This window comes from Paraburkholderia sp. RL17-381-BIF-C (genome assembly GCF_046026435.1).
GTDB lineage: Bacteria > Pseudomonadota > Gammaproteobacteria > Burkholderiales > Burkholderiaceae > Paraburkholderia.
Genome location: NZ_JARESX010000069.1, coordinates 19,701 through 38,882, shown reverse-complemented (window position 1 = coordinate 38,882; position 19,182 = coordinate 19,701). Strand labels below are relative to the sequence as shown.

The following is a 19,182-nucleotide window of genomic DNA, read 5'->3' as shown; positions in this document are numbered from 1 at the left end:
AAAGCCGCTTTCTTTGCTTACTTTCTTTGCGGCAAGCAAAGAAAGTGAGTGCCGCCCCGCACAGGGGCAACGCTAATAAACCACAAGCAAAACAAGGAAAGGCCAAAACCCGAAAGAACCCACCCACAACCCACCAAACAGGCAAGAACCCCAATCACTTGCTCAACTTCGAATGCCTCCGCGAATACCCAAAATAAATAACCATCCCGATGAGCAACCAAACAACAAAAGCCACCCACGTAACAGCCTGAAGATTAACCATCAAAAACAGACAGGACGCAACAGCCAGCACCGGCACAACCGGCACCCCAGGACACCGAAACGCCCTCGGCAATTCAGGATGCGTTTTCCGCAAAACGAGAACCGCAATCGACACCATCGAAAACGCGGCCAACGTGCCGATATTGATCAGCTCAGCCAACACGTTCAGCGGCACCAGCGCCCCGATCAGCCCAAAGAAGATCCCGACGAGCCACGTAGTAAAAAACGGCGTAGCAAACCGCGGATGCACGCGCGAAAGCCGCGCAGGCAACAAACCATCGCGCGACATGGCGAAAATGACCCGAGTCTGGCCATAAGCCATCACGAGAATCACGGTCAACATACCCAGCACGGCGCCGAGATCGATAAACCCCGCGACCCACTTTTGACCCGCCACCTGCAACGCATACGACACCGGGTGCGAAATATTCGCAAACTGCGCCGACGGCACAATGCCGGTGACGACAGCCGCCACCGCCACGTACAACACCGCGCAAACGCCCAGCGACGCGATGATCCCGATCGGCAGATCGCGCTTCGGATCCTTCACCTCTTCCGCCGCGGACGACACCGAGTCGAATCCGATGAACGCGAAGAACATCACCGCCGCCGCGCCGAACACGCCGTTCCAGCCGTTCGGCATGAACGGATGCCAGTTGGCCGGCGTCACGTGAAATACGCCCACGCCGATCACCAGCAACACCACGACCACCTTGATCGCGACCATGACGTTGTTGATCCGCGCCGACTCGCGCACACCTACCGACAACAGCGCGGTGATCGCCATCATCACGAGGAACGCGGGCAGGTTGAAGAGCGTATCGTGGCCGGGCAATGCACCGGGCGCCGCCGTCAGCGCAACTGGCAACGAGACGCCGAAGCCCGACAGCAAAGATTGCAGATAACCCGACCAGCCCACCGATACCGCGGAGGTGGCGAGCCCGTATTCGAGCATCAAGTCCCAGCCGATGATCCACGCGGCCAGTTCGCCGAGCGTCGCATACGAGTAGGTGTAGATGGACCCCGCCACCGGAATCGTCGAGGCGAATTCGGCGTAGGCGAGCGCGGCGAAACCGCAGGCGATCGCGGCGATCAGGAACGAGATCATCAGTGCCGGGCCGGCCTGCACGGCGCCCGTGCCGGTCAGCACGAAAATGCCGGTGCCGATAATGGCGCCGACCCCGAGGAAGGTCAGATCGAGCGCGCCGAGCGCTTTCTTCAGGCCGGCGTTCTGAGCACTTGCGGCGATCATGTGCTCGACGCTCTTCTTGCGAAACAGGGACATTGGCGGGGGTCTCCAGTAGTGCACGCGTGTTGCGCGCCGAATGTCGGGAAACCCACGATTTTAACGGATACGTTCCGCGCCCCATTCCGGCACGGGCATTTTGCGTCATAGGCGCGGGGCTGAAAATTCCCGGCAGGCTGGGCTCGGGCGGCATGTTCGTCGGCTGCGCGGCCATTGGCCGCAAAGCTTTCGCTCGATGCTCTGCCAATCGGGAGGAATCGCTCTCTCGCAATCTCATCATGCGAGCGTGCGAGCTATTCAGCGCGCACTGAGCAATGCAGGCGGCGAGAGGCCGTCAGCCCGCCATAGCGGGATTCAGATCGATGAGCCGGTTGCTCATCACGTAGAAGGTCAATTCGGCGTTATTGCGCAGCTTCATCTTCTCGAGCAGGCGAGTGCGGTACACGCTGACCGTTTTCACCGACAGTGAGAGCGCCACGGCGATATCCGTCAGGCGCTTGCCCGAGGCGAGCATGCACAGCGTCTGATATTCGCGGTCGGAGAGCTTTTCGTGCGGCAACTGTTCGCCGTCGAAGGACACGTAGTCGGCGAGCGCCTCGGCCATCGCCGGGCTCACGTATTTGCGACCTGCCGCGACCTGCTGGATCGCGCCGATCATCTGCGCGGCGTCGACGGTTTTCGACAGGTAGCCGGCGGCGCCTGCTTTCAGGGCGCGCACGGCGTATTGGTCCTCGCGATACATCGAGAACATCAGCACGGCCACGCGCGGCGCTTTGCGCTTCATACGCTTGAGCACTTCGACGCCGTTCATGTCGGGCAGCGAAATGTCGAGCAGCACCACGTCGTAGCTGAATCGCGCGACGGCGTCGAGCGCTTCGGCGCCGCTTTGCGCTTCGGTCACGTCGCGCGCCACGCCGCGGTCGAGCAGCAGCTGACGGACGCCCTGGCGCACCACGGCGTGGTCGTCGACGAGCAGAATGCGCAAGCTCATGACAGCGCTCTCACGATTGCAGCGCCTGCCGCCGGGCGCGCGGCGCATCCGCCAGCATGGCGTCCCAGGCAAAACGCGCCCGAACGAGGGTGCCGCGCGACGGCATGCCGTTGCCGCTGTCGCCGCGCCCCGTAGCGGCACGGCGTGCGCTTACGCGCAGCGTGCCGTCGAAGGCCGCGCAGCGCGCCTGCATGCTGCTCAGGCCGAAATGGCCGCGGCGGCTGCGGGCGTTACGCGTGATGCCGCTGCCGTCGTCGACGACGATCAGCGTGAGGTGACGGCGGCTGGTTTCGATCCGCACGTCCGCGGATTCGGCGCGCGCGTGCTTGGCAATGTTGTTCAGTGCTTCCTGCGCGACGCGGAATACGGCCAGCGCGGCGTCGGTGGGCAGGCGGGTGAGGCGCACGTCGGCGGCGCAGACGAAGCTCGTGCGCAGTTGCGTGCGCGCGGCGAAATCGCCGGTCCAGTGCGCTAACGCGCCGACAATGCCCGCTTCGAGCGATGGTGCGTGCAGTTCCGCGACAGCCTGGCGGCTGGCTTCATACACGGCGTCGAGCGAGCGGTTGGCCACGGCGAGCGCGGCGGAACATTGCGGCGGTGCATCGGCGGGCAGCCAGGTTTCGACGCCGGCAAGCGCAAAACGCGTCGCCGTCAGTTCGGCGCCTACGCCGTCGTGCAGCTCGCGCGCCACGTGGCGGCAAGCGGCTTCCTGTGCCTGCACGAGTTCGGCCGAGAGTTCTCTGACCCGGGCGCGCAACCGTGCGATTTCCTGTTCGACCGAGGTAGACGGCGTAGCGGACGCGTCGAACCCTTCACGTTCCGGTGACGCAGGAAGATGGGCGGCGAACGGGACGACAGTCGACGTATCCATGACCTTCGTTCTCAGAAAGCCGTGCGGACGGCGGAGCGGGTGCGCGTCGGCGGCGCGAAGACGAAAGAACGCATACGGGTCTCAGGCCTCCAGGTGCAAGACGTCGCGCTCAGGACGCAACGGGCGAATCGCTAACAGTATGACGTAACGAAATTTACATTCAGTAACATGGCGCTTAGGCCATGGCAGGCGCGTCAATTCGACTGATGATGCGCCGCGATGATATCTCATAAAAAGAAAAAAAGCAGTTGCAGCAAGGCTTAGCGGTCCGATTTCAAGTATGGGTTGATCATTCGCAACACTGCTTTTGTAGGAAGAATACTGACAACGAATGTTAGATCGTCGGCGCCGATTTGTAACGTGAAAATAAAAAAGGAGCCCGAAGGCTCCTTTTCGCTGATTTTGCGGGGCGAGCCGCAAAAATCGTAACGCAGTGGAAGGTAACTTAGCCGACGAAGGCCTTTTCAACCACGTAATGACCCGGCGCGTTGTTGCTGCCTTCCTGGAAGCCCAGGTCGTCCAGCAGCTTGCGCGTGTCGCGCAGCATGTGCGGGCTGCCGCACAGCATGATCCGGTCGTTTTCGAGCGAGAAACCCGGCACGCCGAGGTCGGCGAACAGCTTTTCGGTTTCAATCAGTTCGGTGATCCGGCCGCGGTTCTGGAACGCTTCACGCGTGACGGTCGGGTAGTACAGCAGCTTTTCCTGAACCAGCTCGCCCAGGTGCTCGTGCGCTGGCAGGTGGTCCGTGATGTATTCCTTGTACGCCAGTTCGTCGACGAAACGGCAGGTGTGGGTGAGCACCACGCGCTCGTAGCGGTCGTAAATGTCCGGATCCTTGATGATCGACATGAACGGCGCGAGGCCCGTGCCGGTGGACAGCAGCCACAGCGTCTTGCCCGGCAGCAGGTTGTCGGCCACCAGCGTGCCGACCGGCTTCTTGCCGATCAGAACCTCGTCACCGACCTTCAGATGCTGCAAACGGGACGTAAGCGGGCCGTCCTGCACCTTGATGCTCAGGAATTCGAGGTGCTCTTCGTAGTTCGCACTCGCGAGGCTGTAGGCGCGGATCAGCGGCTTGCCGTCGACTTCGAGGCCCACCATCGTGAACTGACCGTTTTCGAAACGGAACGACGGATCGCGCGTGCAGGTGAAGCTGAAAAGCGTATCGGTCCAGTGATGGACGCTCAGGACGGTTTGTGGATTCAGGTTGCTCATGGCTTCTTGGATAGTGCGAAAACAAAGGCGGCCAGTCGTTTTGAGCCGGCCGGCACGGCAAGGGCGATGCTGCGCTAACCCATATGGGAATCACGCGCAATCCGCTATTTTACCGCGCCCGCTGCCGGAAGGCTGCGGCGCGGCGGTTGAGCGTGGTCAAGCGGATGACCGGACCCGGAAGCGTCGGCGCCGGTTGTCGGTAAAACCGGGCGCCGCGAAGTACGTTGGCAGGGCTGCGGCCGCGCTTCGGCAAGGTACGGCGATGGTCGAAAAAACCGCGCATGGCGGCGCCATCGGCTGTCCGGCATGCGCCGGATAGGCGCGCCGCGCGGGCAACATTTTCAGGATGATACCGAAACCCGCCATGCGCTGCAGCATTGACCCTGCTGATAAAACTGGCAAGAGCGGGGCGAACGGTGCGCGGATGGCTGGCGGCGAGACGTACGGTGTGCGCGCGGCGGTGTTTTCATCCGATCCGCGCCGACCTTGTCAGGGTTGGTATACAAAGAGGGGTAAATCGTCGATAGATACGTCTGAATCCAAATTGGAATAAGGCTTTCTGCATGTGCCGATTTGATTACTCCGAAACGCTCAAAGTAGGCGCGAGCGGCAGCAAACCTGAAACGCCGCCCTTCGCTCCGTATCGATCAGCGCGACCGCGTGAATGCGCGGCTCACGCCGGCGCCGCGACCCGTTTTTTCCCGCGTTGCTTCAGCACACGAGCCTGCAACACGATCACGAGCAGCAGGAACACGCCCCGAATCACGGACTGCCAGTACGCCGACAAGCTGATGAAACCCAGCCCGTTTTCGAAGTTCAGCAGGTTGAACACCAGGCCGAGCAGCAATACGCCGGCAATCGTCATCGCAATCGAGCCTTCGCCGCCCGTGAGCAACGTGCCACCGAGCACGACAGCCGAGATCGCGAACAGCTCCCAGCCGACGCCTTCGTTGGGTTGTCCCGCGCCGAATTGGGCGGCGAGGATCACGCCCGCAATGCCGGCGAGCAGGCCGCTCACCGCATAGGCCATCACCAGCGTGCGGTCGACGTTCAGGCCCATGAGCCGCGCGGCTTCCTCGCTGCCGCCGATCGCCAGCGAATGCCGCCCGAAGCGCGTGCTGCGCAGCGCGAGCCAGCCGGCCAGCGCCGCCGCCACGGCGACGATGCCCGGAATCGGCAGCCCGAACAGATCGCCCTGACCGAAGTTGCCGAAGTTCGAGTCGGCGGAAATCGACACCGCATCGTTCTTGCCGAGCAGCAGCGCGACGCCGTGCGCACCGAGGCTCGTCGCGAGCGTGACGATGAACGGCAGGATTTTCAGGCGCGTGATGATCAGTCCGTTCAGCACGCCGACCGTGAGTCCCGCGGCGCAGCCCGCCAGCACGGCGACCCAGCCGCCGTACACGCTGGTCAGCGCGGCAACGACGCTTGCCAGCGCGGCCACCGTCCCCACCGACAGATCAATGCCGCCGGTGACGATCACGAACGCCATGCCCACCGAGATCAGCGCGAACATTGAGTTGTAGCGCCAGAACGACGTGATGTTGTACGCCGAGCCGAAATGCTCGTAGCGCACGAGGCCGAAGATCACGAGGGCGGCCAGCGCGAGCAGGATAGGAAGATTCTTTTTCATCGTATCGAGTCCGGGAATGTCTCTGCCGCGTTAGCGCGAGCGCCGCTGCACATAAACGGCGGCGACGATAATGCCGGCCTTGACCACCAGCGCCGCCGCGTCGGGAATGCCGTGCGCGAGCAGCGTATAGCGCAGCAACTGGATGATCAGCGCGCCGATCAGCGTGCCGCCGATATACGCTTTGCCGCCCGTCAACGCCGTGCCGCCGACGGCCACCGCCGCGATCGCGTCGAGTTCGACGCCGAGGCCGACCACGTTGGCATCGGAGGACGAATTCACCGAGATCGAGATCAGCCCCGCCAGCCCCGCGAGCGCCGCGCACAGCGTGTAGGCGATCAGCTTCACGGTCGCGGTCGGCACGCCGCACAGATAAGCGGCCTTTTCGTTGCCGCCGGTAATCAGCAGATACTGGCCGAACAGCGTCTTGCGCACGACCCACACGAACACGGCGACCAGCGCCAGCATCAGCAGCACCTGGAACGGCACGCCCGCGACCTTGCCGAGCGCAATCCATTGGAAGGCGGGCGTGCTGAACGCTTGCAGGCTGCCGTCGGTGACGACCTGCGCGATGCCGCGTCCGGCGATGAACAGCACCAGCGTCGCGACAATCGGCTGGACGGATAACCGCGTCACGAGGAAGCCATTGAAGACGCCGCACAACGCGGCGGCCAGCACCGGCAGCACGAACGCGAGCGCAATGCCAGCGGGACCGGCAATGTTCAGGAACAGCATTGGCGCGAGCGCGCCGGAGATCGCCATCGACGCGCCGACCGACAGATCGATGCCGCCAGTCGCCACCACCAGCGTCATGCCGATGCCGACGATCACGATCGTCACCACCTGCGTCATGTTGACGTTGAAGGTTTGCAGCGACCAGAAGTGCGGCGTGAAGAACAGGTTGAACAGCACCATCGCGAGCAGGACGATGACTTCGCGCTGTATGGCGAGGTGGCGCCATTTACGCACGGTGGTGGCCGGTGTGGCGCGCGGCGCGGCCGTCATCTGCTGGGCGGTTTCGCCGAGCCGCGGCTCGGTATGCAACGTTTCGGTGTGCAACTTAAGCGCCATGACGGTCGCCCTCCAACGCGTCTTCGATATGTGCGGCGTTTGCCGTTTGCGCGGCTTCGGCCAGTTGCGAATGGCCGTCGCTGCCGTAGGCAATGGCGTCCATGATCGCGGTCTCGCTCATGTCGGCGCCGTTCAGTTCGGCGACCGTGCGGCCGTCGCGAATCACCACCGCGCGATCGGCCACGGCGGTCAGCTCTTCGAGCTCGGAGGCGGACAGCAGCACGGCGAGACCCGCGTCGCGCAATTCGCGCACGATCTTCGCCACGTCCGCTTTGGCGCCCACGTCGATACCGCGCGTCGGTTCGTCGAGCAGCAACAGCGACGGCTCGGCGGCCAGCCAGCGCGCCAGTAGCACCTTCTGCTGATTGCCGCCGGACAGTTCGCGTATCGGCTGATCCGGCGAACGCAGCTTGATACCGAGCGACGCGATGAAGCGATCGACGATCGCCTGCTGTTTCTTCACGTCGACCACGCCGTTTTTCGCCAGCGTGCGCAGACAGACGAGCGTGAGGTTGTCGCGCACGGAGAGTTCGGGGACGATGCCTTCGGCCTTGCGGTCTTCGGTGAGATAGGCGAGGCCACGCGAGATTGCGTCCTGCGGAGATTTCAGCGCCACGCTTTCACCGTTGATCGCGAGCGACCCTTGCTCCAGCGGATCGGCGCCGAACATCAGCCGCATGGTTTCCGTGCGGCCCGAGCCGAGCAGTCCCGCGAGACCCACTGCCTCGCCGGCGTGAACTTCGAGCGAGACGTCGCTCACCTTCGGATGCGCGCTCAACTGCGTTGCCGCGATCATCTGCTTGCCGCGCCGCGCGAGGTTCGCTTCGCGTGCCGCGGTGTCGTCCTGCACGACGGCGGCGAGCGTGCGGCCGAGCATCGTCGTGACGAGTTGCAGTTTGTCCATCTCGGCCATCGTGCTTTGCGCGACAGTCTGGCCGTCGCGCATGACGGTGACGCGGTCGCACAGCGCGTACAGTTCGTCGAGCCGGTGCGACACGAAAATCACCGCGCGGCCGTCGTCGCGCAGCTTGCGCACCACGGTGAACAGCAACTCCACTTCGCGTTCGTCGAGCGACGAGGTGGACTCATCCATGATGACCATCTTCGCGTCCGACGACACCGCGCGTGCGAGCGCCACCATTTGCTGGATCGCGGTCGAATAGCGGCCGACGGGTTTCTTCACATCGATCTGCAAGCCGAACGATTCGAGCAGCGCGGCGGCGCGTTGCTGCACCGCGCGCCAGTCGATCAGGCCGAAACGGCGCGGCTCGCGGCCGAGGAAAATGTTCTCCGCCACCGAGCGGAACGGCACCAGATTGATCTCCTGATAGATCGTGCTGATGCCGGCTTCGCGCGCCTCTTTGGGCGTGCGGAAATCGACCTCGCGGCCTTCGAAGCGCACGCTGCCCGAGCCGCGCCGATAGGCGCCGGTCAGGATCTTGATCATGGTCGATTTGCCCGCGCCGTTCTGGCCGATCAGCGCATGCACTTCGCCTGCGGCGACGCTCAGGTTGGCGCCGCGCAATGCGGGCACGCCGCCGAAGCTGATGCCAATGTCCTGCATCTCGAGCAGCGGCGAACGGGTAAGGGGGGAGTGTGGCGTCTCTTTGCCGGATTCCGTCACGGGTGTCCTCCTGATGCGGGTGCTGCCTTGATTTGCCGCGTGCGCGCCATGCCGTGCACGTGCGGGCCGGTGCGGCCCTTCGCTCGGGCTCTTATGCGGGTCGTGGCGTCGAACCATGGTACGCCGCATAAAAGCGAAGCGACGGCTCGTGCTGCCACGAACGCGTCGCTCCGAACCCTTCCCGTCGCCCGCCCCCCGAGGAGACAGATTCGGGGCGGTGACGTCCTGCGAGGCAGTCCCTCGATCCCGATGCCTTGAACAGCATCTGCTTCGGGACGGGGGACTTCCATCGGGGCGCTGTCGGAGCGTGCGGACGCCCTGCTACGGCAGCGCTCAAACTTCAAAACTGCGCGTACAGCAAGGCTTCGATCTCAGTAGCCGTACTGCATGTTCTGCTGCACGTTGCTCTTGTCGTAGAACTTGTCGGACACCTTGACCCACGTCGGGATCTTTTCGCCCTTCGCGTAACGCTGTGCGACGTCGCAGGCGAGCGGGCCGAAGAACGGGCTCGACTGCACGCTGGCGCCGAGTTCGCCCGCGGCGATCGCGTCCATGCCGCCCTTGGTGCCGTCGATCGTGACGATCTGGATGTCCTTGCCCGGTTGCTTGCCGGCGGCCTTGATCGCGGCGATCGCGCCGAGCGCCATTTCGTCGTTGTGAGCGTAGACGGCGGTCACGTCCGGATGCGCCTGCAACAGCGTTTCCATGACCTGGCGACCCTTGTCGCGCGCGAAGTCGCCGCTTTGCGACGCGATGATCGTCATGCCCGGATTCTTCGCGATGATTTCGTCGAAGCCCTTCTTGCGATCGTTCGCGGCGGATGCGCCGGTGGTGCCCTCGAGTTCGATGATCTTCGCCTTGCCTCCCGTCGCCTTGACGAGCCAGTCAGCGGCGCGATGGCCCTGATCGATGAAGTCCGACCCGATGAACGTGATGTAGTCGCGGCCCGCCTTGGCGACGGATTGATCGACGTCGCGGTCGACCAGAATCACCGGAATGCCGGCCTTTTTGGCTTGCAGCACGACCGGTGCAAGCGGCTTTTCTTCGCGCGGCGGGAACACCAGCAGATCGACGTGCTGCGCGATCATGTTCTGGATGTCGGACACCTGCTTGGAGTTCGAACTATTGGCGTCGGTCATGACCAACTGCCAGCCGCACTTCGCGGCGACTTCCTTGAAGCTCTTGGTTTCCGCGAGACGCCACGGATTGTTGCTTTCGGTCTGCGCGAAGCCGACCTTCAGGGGAGTCTTGTTGGACAGCTTGGGCAACGCGTCGTCGGCGTGCGCGGTGGCGACGCCGAAACCGATTGCCAGAGCCAGCAGCGAACCCGCCAGCGGACGAATCTGCTGCTTGCGCGCGTGACCGCGCGACTGCGTGTTGAGCGACGCCATGTCTTCCTCCAGTACCTGGTGAGGTAGGTGTATTTGCTTTTAGTGTTTCTCATGCCGGCCGGCGATGTTCGCCTGACTCGACGTGCCGATTATTTCACTCGGAATTATTATCGGTCAATCACTAATAATATTAATTATTGGCTTTTTTGCCTCGGTAATTACCCTGACCGAGCCGCGTTCGACGAGTGGACCGTCGAGTTTGACCATGCGATGCCGAACCGGCGCACCGGCCGCACGATTGTGTTCTTCCTGCAGCAGGGTTTCGACGGCCCAGCGCCCCAGTTCGTAGTTCGGCAGCACGACGGTCGAGAGCGGCGGATGCGTGTGGCGGGCGATTTCCTGGTCGTCGTAGCCGAGCACGGAGACGTCTTCGGGCACGCGCAGGCCGAGTTGTTTCAAGGCTTCGATGGCGCCGATCGCGGTGAGGTCGTTGGCGCAGAAAATCGCGGTTGGCGGATTGGGCTCGCGCATCAGCGAGAGCGTCAGTTCGAAGCCAAGGCCCGAACTCCAGTCGCCGTCGCGCACCAGTTCCGGCGCGAAGGGCAGGTCGGCGGTGGCGAGCGCGGTGCGGTAGCCTTTCAGGCGATCTTTCGACGCATCCTGCCAGGGTTCGCCGTTGATATAGCCGATCCGCCGATGTCCGGCCTGCAACAGGTAATCGGTCGCCAGATGGCCGCCGGCGACTTCGGCGGGCACCACCGACGAAAACCCGCCTTCTCCCGTATAGCAATTCAGCAGCACGGTCGGCACCTGCGAGAGCGCCGCCGGCGGCGTCACCTTGCGCGTATAGACGGTCGCGTAGATCACGCCGAACACGTGCGGATTCGACAGCGTGGCGTCGAGCACCTGCTTCTCGATGTCGGCGTTGCCGTGCGTCGAATAGACCGCCAGCATCTTGCCGCTCGCGTAGGCCGCGTCGCGCGCGCCATCGACGTTGACGACCGGATGCGGACTGGTGGAAATCTCGTCGGCCAGATAGACGATCAGATTGCGTTCGTCGCTCGAAGCCGAGACCGGTTCGCGCAGCGACAGCCGGTAGCCGAGGTCGTGCGCGGCTTTGAGCACCTTGTTGCGGGTGGCCTCGGAGAACTTCGCGCCGGTCGCGTTGTTCAGCACGAGCGAGACAGTCGATTGCGACACGCCAGTGAGCTTGGCGATGTCGGTCATGGTCGGACGGCGTTGGGTCGATTTTTTCATTGTGCGGGCCGCGCTACCGCGGCGCTAAATCTGGGGCATGCCATGGGCATCGTGGTGCTGACGGTACCACTAATAATATGCACGCGGCAACGCGCGCTAACCCGTCATTTGGGAGACCACGATCGCCGCTTGCACAAGATGGATTGGTCCAATTTATTACTAATAATATTGACGGGTTTGCTTTGGCGTGCGATTCTCGGTCGCGCGGACCTGGACGGGTCCGCCGGCCGCGCGCTGTGCGCGGCTCGCAATTGGAGACACCGAGGGAGACACCGATGCGCGTTCATGCCGCCATCCGCCCGAGCTCCCGTCTTTTCTGACCATGCACGATGTTTCCTTGAATTCGATCCCGCCACGCGTGACTGGACTCATGTGGCTCGACGATCCCGCAGTCGTCGCCACGGTCGTCACGCTATCGGCTGGCGCATTGCGCGCCGTGATCGCCCCCGACGTGGGCGGCGCGCTGGCGGCGTTCTACGAAACGACGCCCGACGGCCCGCTGCACTGGTTGCGGCCTGCCGCGCCCGTAGCCTTCGCTGAACGCGATCCGCTGCGCATGGCGAGCTTTCCGCTCTTTCCCTACTGCAACCGGATTCGCAACGCGCGTTTCGAATTCGACGGCGGCACGATCGACCTCGCCGGCAACGACACGCGTTTCGCCCACGCGCTGCACGGCAATGCGTGGCGGCGCGCATGGCAAGTGGGCGCGCGGACGGAAAGTTCGGTGCAACTGCACTTTGAACACGAACCGGATTCGCGCATACCCGGCGACTGGCCGTTCCGTTACCGCGCGCAGCAGCGTATCGAGTTGAGCGATGGTGCGCTGCGCATTACGTTGTCCGCGCAAAACCTCGCCGACCGTCCGATGCCGTTCGGCATGGGCCATCACCCGTACTATCCGCGCACCGCGCAAACCCGCGTTTACGCCAAAGTGGAGGCCATGTGGCACGCCGACGCCGAGGTGCTGCCGACGCATCTTGGTCCGCATCCGGCGGTGGACGCGTTGCGCGAAGGCATGTCCGCCGACGCCTTCGACCTCGACAACAACTTTGCGAACTGGTCACGCGAGGCGACCATTGCATGGCCCGACGAACGCCGTCGATTGACGATGATCGCCGACGCGCCGTTCGATCACATGGTGGTGTTCGCGCCGGCCGACGACGCGCAACTGTGTGTGGAGCCGGTGACGAACACCACCGATTGCTTCAACACGGTCGGCATGCGTGAGCAGGTGGGCGGCTGCGTGTTGCAGCCGGGCGAGGAGATCGCCGCGACGCTGCAATGGACGCCGCACAAAGACTAGCGTGCGGCGCCGGCGCTCAATCGATCCGCAAGCGCGCCATATACGGCAGGTGATCGGAGAGCCACGCGGTTTCCTGCGTCGGCTGGATCCATTCGACCGGCTTCATGCCGCGCACGAACATCTTGTCGAGCGCAAGCGCGGGCGAGAAAGCGGGAAAGGTGCGACCGGACTCGCCGAGCAGCGTGGCCACTTCCTGCAAACCATGTTCGCCGAACAGCGGCACCGAATCGTTGCGCCAGTCGTTGAAGTCGCCGGCCAGCACGAGCGGACCTTCCGGTGCTTCCTTCGCGATCCAGTGAGCGATCCAGTTCATCTGACGCAAGCGGGCCGAGCGCGTCAGCGCAAGATGCGCGCACAACAGCGTGACCGAGTGACCGCCGAAAGTGGCGCGCGCAACCAATAGTCCGCGCTTTTCGAAGCGATGCGCGGAGATGTCCCAGCGTCCGCCGAGATCGAGCGGATGCGGCGACAGGATCGCATTGCCATGCCGCCACGACGGTTTGAAGACGTTCGGTCCGAGTGCGATTTCGAGTTCCAGCGCGCGCGCGATTTCAGTGGCCTGGCAATGCCAGACATCGCTCAAAGGATCGGCGAGCGGTTCGCCGAAACTGCTCGCCAGCACCGGCGACGGCATGCGCCGCGCCATCGCTTCCTGTAAAAAATACGCGTCCGCGTGGGTGGATTGCACCCAGCGCTGCATGGCCTGCCAGGCCTGGAAGCCGAGCGGCGTGCGGCCTTTGTGCAGGTTCCAGCTCACCGCAATGAAATCCTTGGGCGCTACGCTCTCGCGGATCAATTCTTCGGGGTTTCGCATGCCGCGTTGTCCACGTGTTCTGTTTGGGGGCGTCGGTTAGTCGCGCGCTGCTTGCGTGTTGTCTTACGTGTGCTTTGCATCGGTTTGATCAGTTTGCCGTGCTGGTGCTGTCCGCGAGACTCGCACGCACGCGGTAGACCAGGTTCGGATCCTTGTCGACGATCGTCCAGCTGGCCCATTGCCCCGGCGTCACCTTCAGTCCGGGATGGCTTGCGCTCACCTGGCGCGGTTGCGGCGGCAGCTTGCAGCCGGTGTCCGTTTGCCGCGCGGCGTTTTCCTCGAACGTTTCCTGTGCTTCGATCGACAACGTGACGCCGTTCGCATCTGCCTGCAGCGGCGAGACGGTCAACGTACGCGCCAGATCGATACTACCGCCGGGCTGATCTTTACAGCCGACGTTGTGTTGCACCATCTTGTGATGCGTGTCCGTACGCGCCTGGCCGACGGTGGTGGTGCCGTCGAACGTGTCGATCTGCTGGCCGTCGCGCATGACCTGTAATTGCCATTGCACGACCTGCTGCGCCGGCCGTTGCTGTGCGCTCTGTGGCGTGCCCGGTTGCGGGCTTTGTTGTGCGCTTTTTTGTTGTGCGGGTTGTTGTGCATTAGCAAGCAACGAAGTGCCGAGCAACACAGCCACGATACTGGTTTTCCACATAGAAAAAGTCTCCGGTCACCGGATCCGGCGGCATGGTCAGAGGGCCATCTTACGCCTGATGGGCGCAACGCCTTTCTGACACTTCAAACGGGGCCGGGTTCAGCAACAATCCATTTCAGATAGGGTTGGGAATCGCCAAAAACAACCCGCTGTTAGCAGCAGAGCGGCACGACTGCTGGCTTGCACGTGAATATGTCCTCGCTACACTGGACTTGAAACGGCGCCATACAAGGCGCCGCAGCAGCAGGACCAGCCAGACGGGGTGAGCGATGACAACAGCAATGGTCAAACAGGAAATCGCCGTGGCGTCTTTCAGTCGGGTGTACGACCTCGATCAGGTCGAGACCGCGCTGAACGATCTCGGTGACGGCGCGAACGAGGCATTGCGCGCGACATACGAAAAGATGCTGAAAACCGGCAATCTGCGTTTTTGCGTGAAGCCGAACCGTATGCCGTCGATCGACGATCTGATCGACGCGCTGCCCAACTTTTCAGCACCGCTCGACGACATCCGCAAACAGGTCGCCTTGTGTCTGGAGACCGAAGACCGCCTCGAACTGATGCCGATTCTGCTGCTCGGCGATCCCGGCATCGGCAAGACTCACTTCGCGAAGCAGTTGGCGCGCCTGCTCGGCACCGCGTATCAATATGTGGCGATGAGTTCGCTGACGGCGGGCTGGATTCTGTCGGGCGCGTCTTCGCAATGGAAGAACGCGAAGCCGGGCAAGGTGTTCGATGCGCTCGTGAACGGCAGCTACGCGAACCCCGTGATCGCCGTCGACGAAATCGACAAGGCGACCGGCGATTCGCAATACGATCCACTCGGCGCGTTGTATGCGCTGCTCGAGCACGATACGGCGCAGACCTTTATCGACGAATTCGCCGAGATTCCGATCAATGCCGGGCATGTGATCTGGATTGCGACCGCGAACGACGAGCGCTCGATTCCCGAGCCGATCCTGAACCGGATGAACGTGTATGAAATCCCTCCGCCGGATCATGACGGTGCGCGCCGCATCGCCCAGGCGATCTACGACGAGATCCGCTCGGCGCACAACTGGGGCCTGCGCTTTCCCGACGTGCTCGGCGACGCCGCGCTCGATGCGCTGATGCGCGCGTCGCCGCGTGAAATGCGCCGGGCGATTCTCAACGGCTTCGGCGCGGCGCGCATTGACGGGCGCGACCGGATCGAGGCGGGCGACATTCGCCTGGACTACGGAAATCGACGAAAACCGATTGGTTTTTGAGTGTTTTTGCCGATTTCTTGTGGAAACCCGCCTCTTCAGGGTTTTTTTCCAGTCAAAACGGAAGTCCGTACCGAAAATGGAGTGAATGCCGTGGCAATTATTGCTGCGAATGACCTGGCAACAGGCGAGCGTTGTCACCTTCGACGGCGTACACTGATTTAGTCCGGCCGTTACGTGTGGGATCTGCGCAAGACCGAGTGCCCGCAGTGGTTGCCGACTGCGGGCATTTCTGTCTGTGCGGCGTCGTACACTCTGGCGTAGCGGTTGCGAATGGACAGGAGCGTTCGACAGCGCGCGGTGTTGCGCACGCGTCCGCCGCATCCTGTCTTCATCTTGATCGGGCGAGCGAGGCAGCGCGCGGCGAAGTTGGCCGCGTCAAGGGACATGGACCAAATCGAATGTGTAGTGATCGGCGCAGGCGTGGTCGGTCTCGCGGTGGCGCGCGCACTGGCGGCGCGCGGGCGCGAGGTGATCGTGCTGGAAGCGGCGGAGGCGATCGGCGTGGGCACCAGCTCGCGCAATAGCGAGGTGATTCACGCGGGCATCTACTACCCGCGCGGCTCGCTCAAAGCCGCGCTTTGCGTGCGCGGCCGCGAGATGCTTTACGACTACTGCGTCGAGCGCAAGGTGCCGCATTCGCGCTGCGGCAAATTACTGGTCGCCACTTCGCGCAACCAGGTTCCTCAGCTCGAAAGCATCATGGCCAAAGGCCGTGATAACGGCGTGCTCGACCTGATGCGAATCACCGGCGACCAGGCGCAAGCGCTCGAACCCGCACTCGAATGTGTCGAAGCGGTGTTCTCGCCGCAAACGGGTATCGTCGACAGTCATCAGTTCATGTTGGCCTTGCAAGGCGACGCCGAACGCGATGGCGCAGTGTGCGCGTTTCACGCGCCAGTGCAGGCAATCGAAGCGAACAATGGCCGCTTCATCATCAAAGTGGGCGGTGACGCGCCGGCCACGATCAGCGCCGCCTGCGTGATCAACAGTGCCGGTTTGCAGGCGAATGCGCTGGCTCGCAAGATCCGTGGACTCGATGCGCGGCATGTGCCGCCGCTCTATCTCGCGCGCGGTAACTACTTCAGCATCTCCGGGCGCGCGCCATTCAGCCGTTTGATTTATCCGATGCCGAACGAGGCCGGTCTTGGCGTGCATCTGACCATCGATCTGGGCGGCCAGGCGCGTTTCGGTCCCGACGTCGAATGGGTGGATACGATCAATTACGACGTCGATCCGCGTCGCGCGGAATCGTTTTACGCGGCGATTCGCGCCTATTGGCCCGCGCTTCCGGACAACGCGTTGCAGCCCGCGTATGCGGGGATTCGTCCAAAGCTTTCGGGCCCCGGCGAACCCGCTGCCGACTTCGTGATCCAAGGGCCGGCCGCGCACGGCGTGCGTGGGCTGGTCAATCTGTTCGGCATCGAGTCGCCGGGATTGACGGCCTCGCTCGCCATCGCGCAGCGGGTGTGCGAGTTGAGCGGACGCGGGTAAATCGCACGGGGTTCGCGCGTGTCGCGCATCCCTGCGAGTTCGCTGCGGACTAACCGCGAACTCACGGTGGGGGCTCGGCGCCGCGAACTAACCGCAAGCTCACGGCGGGCGCTCGACTCGCGCGCGAGCCGTTCCCCTCGCACGCGACACTCAGGCGCGCAGTCGTACCAATTCGGTTATCTCTATCATTTGAGTCGTCACGCGCGGCGGCTTCATTGATATCCTTGGGGACCGCTGTCATCAGAACGGCGATCAGTTCAATATAAATGGAGTGAGTCCCCATGAAATCTTCCCGTCGTACGTTTTTGATCACCAGCATTGGTGTGGCATCCACCTTGGCGCTGTCGCGGCAGGCTTTCGCCGATGCGCCGAAAGTCTCCGAAAGCGATCCGACTGCGCAAGCACTCGGCTACAAGGCAGACGCGAGTAAAGTCGACAAAGCGAAATTCGCCAAGTACGCACCCGGCCAGGACTGCGGCAACTGCAGCTTCTACCAGGCCAAGGCGACCGATGAGTACGGCCCGTGCCCGATGTTCGCCGGCAAGCAGGTCGCGAGCAAAGGTTGGTGCAGCGCATATAACAAGAAGGCCTGATTACCCGTCAGCCGCGCACACAAAAGGTGTCGCGCAAAACGCGCCGCAACATGGCGGCGCGCCACCACGGTCGAATCACACAGGCGTCTGCCGTCCCGCGCGGCAGACGCCTTTTTGCTGCTTGAAAACGGCTTGTACGCTCTTTACACTCCAATGCGACCTCAGCGGCTCGCGGCCCCTTTCTTGCTCGCACTGTCATGCCATTGCACTGAAACGACGCACTACGGGATACTTTTCGCAGGCTGGAGATTCGAATGACACCAGCGTCAAGGAGTCTTCATACGCGGGCCGTCGTCGCGGCTGTGATCGGCAATGCGCTCGAGTGGTACGACTTCACCGTGTTCGGTTTTCTGACGGTGGTGATCGCCCCATTGTTCTTCCCGGACGGCAACGATTACGCGTCGTTGCTGCTCACCACCGCGACGTTCGGCGTCGCGTTCGTCATGCGGCCAATCGGCGGCATCGTGCTTGGACTCTACGCGGATCGCGCGGGACGCAAAGCGGCGTTATCGCTCGTCATCGCGCTGATGACGCTCGGCATTCTGCTGCTCGCGATCGCGCCACCGTATTCGGCAATCGGCATCGGCGCACCATTGATGATCGTAGCCGGACGCATGTTGCAAGGCTTCTCCGCCGGCGGTGAATTCGGCAGTTCGACGGCGTTGCTGATCGAAGCGGCACCGTTCTCGAAGCGCGGCTTTTACGGCAGTTGGCAAATGGCAAGTCAGGCGGCGGCGCTGCTGCTTGGCGCGCTGGTAGGCGCCCTGATCACGCGCGGCCTGTCTCCCGAGGCGTTGAAATCCTGGGGCTGGCGCGTGCCGTTCATCCTGGGTTTGATCATCGGGCCGATCGGTTTTTATATCCGCCGAAACCTCGCCGATTCGGAAGCGTTTCTGCTCGCGCAAAAAACCGCGCGGCGCGCAACGCTCGGCGAAGTCTTCAGAAGCCACAGCCGCGACGTGCTCTGCGGACTCGGCTCCGTGATCGCACTCACGGTGACGATCTACGTGTTGATCAGCTATCTGCCCACCTTCGCGGTCAATCAACTGAAACTGCCCTACGCACAGTCTTTTTCCGCGGTGATCGTCGGCAATCTGCTGTTGACGGTGCTCTCGCCGCTGACCGGCGCGTGGTCGGACCGCATTGGGCGCAAGGGCCTGTCGCTGTGGTCGCTGGTGATCACGCTTGTGATCATTTATCCGCTGTTCGCATGGCTCGCGGCGGAGCCGAGCGTATCGAAACTGATTCTCGTGCAGGCGCTGCTGTCGATTACGCTGTCCGGCTATTACGGGCCGTTCGGCGCGCTGATCGCGGAGCTGTTTCCGGCGAACGTGCGCTCGACCGGCTTATCGCTCGCCTACAACATCGCGGTGATGGTGTTCGGCGGCTTTGGGCCGTTCATCGTGACGTGGCTTATCAACACCACCGGCTCGCCGCTCGCACCGATTTACTACGTGATGGGCGGACTGGCGCTCTCGATCGTCGCGCTCGCCTGCATTCCGGGCAAGCGTCACGCGGATCTCGACGCGCAGCGCAAACCGGCCTGACCTGCGGCCCGGATTCGGTCTGCATCGGCCCCTG

General features: G+C 63.0%; 16 protein-coding genes. 5 read left to right on the top strand and 11 right to left on the bottom strand.

The window, feature by feature from the left end; genetic code table 11:
- Positions 1-154: 154 nt before the first annotated feature.
- The 9 genes from bcaP to P0D70_RS29580 form a co-directional block, all read right to left on the bottom strand.
- Positions 155-1,546: a branched-chain amino acid transporter BcaP gene (gene bcaP / locus P0D70_RS29620; protein WP_408187052.1), complete on the bottom strand. Its 1,392-nt coding sequence runs from the start codon at positions 1,544-1,546 to the stop codon at positions 155-157.
- Positions 1,547-1,841: 295 nt separating this feature from the next.
- Complete coding sequence (gene rqpR, locus P0D70_RS29615; protein ID WP_091800886.1) at positions 1,842-2,498, bottom strand: response regulator transcription factor RqpR; 657 nt, start codon at positions 2,496-2,498, stop codon at positions 1,842-1,844.
- 10 nt (positions 2,499-2,508) lie between these two features.
- Positions 2,509-3,369 (bottom strand): sensor histidine kinase, encoded by an 861-nt coding sequence (locus P0D70_RS29610; RefSeq protein WP_408187051.1) that lies wholly within the window; start codon positions 3,367-3,369, stop codon positions 2,509-2,511.
- A gap of 445 nt (positions 3,370-3,814) precedes the next feature.
- Complete coding sequence (locus P0D70_RS29605) at positions 3,815-4,585, bottom strand: ferredoxin--NADP reductase (protein ID WP_091797169.1); 771 nt, start codon at positions 4,583-4,585, stop codon at positions 3,815-3,817.
- 673 nt (positions 4,586-5,258) lie between these two features.
- Positions 5,259-6,218: an ABC transporter permease gene (locus P0D70_RS29600; protein WP_408187050.1), complete on the bottom strand. Its 960-nt coding sequence runs from the start codon at positions 6,216-6,218 to the stop codon at positions 5,259-5,261.
- A gap of 30 nt (positions 6,219-6,248) precedes the next feature.
- On the bottom strand, positions 6,249-7,220 hold the full coding sequence (locus tag P0D70_RS29595; RefSeq protein ID WP_408187058.1) for an ABC transporter permease: 972 nt from the start codon (positions 7,218-7,220) through the stop codon (positions 6,249-6,251).
- A gap of 55 nt (positions 7,221-7,275) precedes the next feature.
- Complete coding sequence (locus tag P0D70_RS29590) at positions 7,276-8,850, bottom strand: sugar ABC transporter ATP-binding protein (RefSeq protein ID WP_408187057.1); 1,575 nt, start codon at positions 8,848-8,850, stop codon at positions 7,276-7,278.
- Positions 8,851-9,281: 431 nt separating this feature from the next.
- Complete coding sequence (locus P0D70_RS29585) at positions 9,282-10,301, bottom strand: ABC transporter substrate-binding protein (protein WP_408187049.1); 1,020 nt, start codon at positions 10,299-10,301, stop codon at positions 9,282-9,284.
- A 114-nt stretch (positions 10,302-10,415) separates the two neighbouring features.
- Positions 10,416-11,468 (bottom strand): LacI family DNA-binding transcriptional regulator, encoded by a 1,053-nt coding sequence (locus P0D70_RS29580; protein ID WP_408187056.1) that lies wholly within the window; start codon positions 11,466-11,468, stop codon positions 10,416-10,418.
- Between the two features lie 400 nt (positions 11,469-11,868).
- Between P0D70_RS29580 and P0D70_RS29575 the strand changes: the two genes are divergently transcribed.
- Positions 11,869-12,801: an aldose 1-epimerase gene (locus P0D70_RS29575; protein ID WP_408187055.1), complete on the top strand. Its 933-nt coding sequence runs from the start codon at positions 11,869-11,871 to the stop codon at positions 12,799-12,801.
- 16 nt (positions 12,802-12,817) lie between these two features.
- Here P0D70_RS29575 and P0D70_RS29570 read toward each other — a convergent pair whose 3' ends face one another.
- Positions 12,818-13,615, bottom strand: a complete 798-nt coding sequence (locus P0D70_RS29570) for an endonuclease/exonuclease/phosphatase family protein (RefSeq protein WP_091797156.1) — start codon at positions 13,613-13,615, stop codon at positions 12,818-12,820.
- An 88-nt stretch (positions 13,616-13,703) separates the two neighbouring features.
- Positions 13,704-14,270, bottom strand: coding sequence for a hypothetical protein (locus P0D70_RS29565; RefSeq protein WP_408187048.1), 567 nt, complete (start codon positions 14,268-14,270; stop codon positions 13,704-13,706).
- 269 nt (positions 14,271-14,539) lie between these two features.
- On the opposite strand from P0D70_RS29565, the gene P0D70_RS29560 reads away from it, so the two are divergent.
- From P0D70_RS29560 to P0D70_RS29545, 4 genes are all read left to right on the top strand, one after another.
- A complete protein-coding gene (locus P0D70_RS29560) occupies positions 14,540-15,517 on the top strand; it encodes an AAA family ATPase (RefSeq protein WP_091797152.1) in 978 nt (325 codons plus the stop codon).
- A 384-nt stretch (positions 15,518-15,901) separates the two neighbouring features.
- Positions 15,902-17,008, top strand: coding sequence for an NAD(P)/FAD-dependent oxidoreductase (locus P0D70_RS29555; RefSeq protein ID WP_091800880.1), 1,107 nt, complete (start codon positions 15,902-15,904; stop codon positions 17,006-17,008).
- A 281-nt stretch (positions 17,009-17,289) separates the two neighbouring features.
- Positions 17,290-17,601 (top strand): high-potential iron-sulfur protein, encoded by a 312-nt coding sequence (locus P0D70_RS29550; protein ID WP_091797150.1) that lies wholly within the window; start codon positions 17,290-17,292, stop codon positions 17,599-17,601.
- Positions 17,602-17,855: 254 nt separating this feature from the next.
- The gene (locus tag P0D70_RS29545; protein ID WP_408187047.1) at positions 17,856-19,148 is read left to right on the top strand and encodes an MFS transporter; all 1,293 of its coding nucleotides are present in this window, start codon (positions 17,856-17,858) and stop codon (positions 19,146-19,148) included.
- The last annotated feature ends 34 nt before the right edge of the window (positions 19,149-19,182 follow it).

Bases quoted from the DNA above. Each gene is read 5' to 3' on its own strand.
- P0D70_RS29600 (WP_408187050.1), bottom strand. From the start codon at position 6,218: ATGAAAAAGAATCTTCCTATCCTGCTCGCGCTGGCCGCCCTCGTGATC.
- P0D70_RS29575 (WP_408187055.1), top strand. From the start codon at position 11,869: ATGTGGCTCGACGATCCCGCAGTCGTCGCCACGGTCGTCACGCTATCG.
- P0D70_RS29560 (WP_091797152.1), top strand. From the start codon at position 14,540: ATGACAACAGCAATGGTCAAACAGGAAATCGCCGTGGCGTCTTTCAGT.
- P0D70_RS29580 (WP_408187056.1), bottom strand. From the start codon at position 11,468: ATGACCGACATCGCCAAGCTCACTGGCGTGTCGCAATCGACTGTCTCG.
- bcaP (WP_408187052.1), bottom strand. From the start codon at position 1,546: ATGTCCCTGTTTCGCAAGAAGAGCGTCGAGCACATGATCGCCGCAAGT.
- P0D70_RS29610 (WP_408187051.1), bottom strand. From the start codon at position 3,369: ATGGATACGTCGACTGTCGTCCCGTTCGCCGCCCATCTTCCTGCGTCA.
- P0D70_RS29595 (WP_408187058.1), bottom strand. From the start codon at position 7,220: ATGACGGCCGCGCCGCGCGCCACACCGGCCACCACCGTGCGTAAATGG.
- P0D70_RS29570 (WP_091797156.1), bottom strand. From the start codon at position 13,615: ATGCGAAACCCCGAAGAATTGATCCGCGAGAGCGTAGCGCCCAAGGAT.
- rqpR (WP_091800886.1), bottom strand. From the start codon at position 2,498: ATGAGCTTGCGCATTCTGCTCGTCGACGACCACGCCGTGGTGCGCCAG.
- P0D70_RS29555 (WP_091800880.1), top strand. From the start codon at position 15,902: ATGGACCAAATCGAATGTGTAGTGATCGGCGCAGGCGTGGTCGGTCTC.
- P0D70_RS29590 (WP_408187057.1), bottom strand. From the start codon at position 8,850: ATGCAGGACATTGGCATCAGCTTCGGCGGCGTGCCCGCATTGCGCGGC.
- P0D70_RS29605 (WP_091797169.1), bottom strand. From the start codon at position 4,585: ATGAGCAACCTGAATCCACAAACCGTCCTGAGCGTCCATCACTGGACC.
- P0D70_RS29585 (WP_408187049.1), bottom strand. From the start codon at position 10,301: ATGGCGTCGCTCAACACGCAGTCGCGCGGTCACGCGCGCAAGCAGCAG.
- P0D70_RS29550 (WP_091797150.1), top strand. From the start codon at position 17,290: ATGAAATCTTCCCGTCGTACGTTTTTGATCACCAGCATTGGTGTGGCA.
- P0D70_RS29565 (WP_408187048.1), bottom strand. From the start codon at position 14,270: ATGTGGAAAACCAGTATCGTGGCTGTGTTGCTCGGCACTTCGTTGCTT.
- P0D70_RS29545 (WP_408187047.1), top strand. From the start codon at position 17,856: ATGACACCAGCGTCAAGGAGTCTTCATACGCGGGCCGTCGTCGCGGCT.